The sequence below is a fragment of the Vibrio sp. YT-16 genome (assembly GCF_033337405.1).
In the GTDB taxonomy this organism is placed as follows: Bacteria; Pseudomonadota; Gammaproteobacteria; order Enterobacterales; family Vibrionaceae; genus Vibrio; species Vibrio alginolyticus.
Genome location: NZ_JAWOQQ010000160.1, coordinates 1 through 1,039, shown reverse-complemented (window position 1 = coordinate 1,039; position 1,039 = coordinate 1). Strand labels below are relative to the sequence as shown.

The following is a 1,039-nucleotide window of genomic DNA, read 5'->3' as shown; positions in this document are numbered from 1 at the left end:
CCGTTAAGATCCCGCCCCCCTTTATCTCGGTGATAAAACTTGAACTACGAACAACTCGCGCAACAGATCAAAGTTTGGGGAGAAGAGCTCGGCTTTCAAAAAGTGGGCATCTGCGACGTTGATCTTAGTGAACATGAAGCCGCACTACAAAAATGGCTAGATGCTGGCTATCACGGCTCAATGGATTGGATGGCTCGTCACGGAATGATGCGCGCCAGACCCAATGAGTTATTACCGGGAACCGTTCGTGTTATCAGCGTCCGGATGGACTACCTACCGCCAGAAGCGCAATTTGCTTCAAATCTCGCGAATAAAAATCATGCTTATATTAGCCGCTATGCGCTAGGGCGTGATTACCATAAGCTGGTCAGAAAACAACTCAACAAGTTGGGTAAGCTCATAGAAGAAGAAGTGGGTCAGTTTGGTTATCGCCCTTTTGTCGACTCTGCGCCAATACTTGAGCGGCCTCTAGCCCAAAAGGCCGGATTGGGTTGGACAGGTAAACACTCACTGATCTTAGATAAAGAGTGTGGTTCTTGGTTCTTCCTTGGTGAACTGCTGATTGACCTACCTTTACCAGTCGATACTCCAAGTGTCGACCAATGCGAAAAATGCCGAGCGTGTATTACGTCATGCCCGACTCAAGCCATTGTAGAAGATAAAGTTGTCGATGCGAGACGCTGTATCTCTTATCTCACGATAGAGTTTGATGGTGTCATCCCTGAGGAATTCCGCAAACCGATGGGTAACCGCATCTACGGCTGTGATGACTGCCAACTCGTCTGCCCATGGAACCGCTATGCAGACGTTACCGAACAAGAAGATTTCCATCGCCGGGAAAGCTTTCACAACCCAGACTTAGTTGAATTATTCCAATGGGACGAGGCAACGTTCTTAAAAAATATGGAAGGTTCTGCTATCCGTCGTATCGGTCACGAACAATGGCTACGTAATATATCTGTCGCACTTGGTAATGCAGAATACAGCCAACGGGTGATAGACGCACTTAATGCGCGACTTGGTGACAGGAAATTACTGG

General features: G+C 47.7%; 1 protein-coding gene. It reads left to right on the top strand.

Translation table 11 applies throughout. The features are described 5' to 3' along the window. Window positions 1-39: 39 nt before the first annotated feature. Window positions 40-1,039, top strand: a 1,000-nt coding sequence (queG, locus tag R7F07_RS25460; protein WP_318110703.1) for a tRNA epoxyqueuosine(34) reductase QueG, incomplete at its 3' end; no start/stop codon positions are given.